Origin of the sequence: Pseudomonas sp. SIMBA_068, from assembly GCF_046534705.1 — a bacterium.
Taxonomy (GTDB): domain Bacteria; phylum Pseudomonadota; class Gammaproteobacteria; order Pseudomonadales; family Pseudomonadaceae; genus Aquipseudomonas; species Aquipseudomonas putida.
In genome coordinates this window covers 1-252 of record NZ_JAWRYI010001107.1, presented here as the reverse complement: position 1 = coordinate 252, position 252 = coordinate 1, and the positions used below count along the sequence as shown (strand labels likewise).

General features: G+C 50.8%; 1 protein-coding gene. It reads left to right on the top strand.

The window, feature by feature from the left end:
- Positions 1-32: 32 nt before the first annotated feature.
- Positions 33-252 (top strand): phage tail sheath C-terminal domain-containing protein (locus tag SB756_RS32910; RefSeq protein WP_410913615.1); only part of this gene is annotated, 220 nt, incomplete at its 3' end.

Here is a 252-nt window from a genome sequence, read left to right as displayed (position 1 = left end):
CGATCCGATATTTTAGTGGTCAAGGAGTGACGGTGTATGGCACACGCACGATGTCGAATCCTAAAAATAATGACTGGCTCTACGTGCCGGTACGGCGCCTCTTCAATGCGGTAGAGCGCGATACGCGAACAGCGTTGCGCTCGGTGATATTCGAGCCGAATTCCGCAGTAACGTGGGATAAAATTCGATGTACTTTGGATAACTATCTATACGGCCTTTGGAAGAAGGGCGCCCTGCAAGGCGATAAACCAG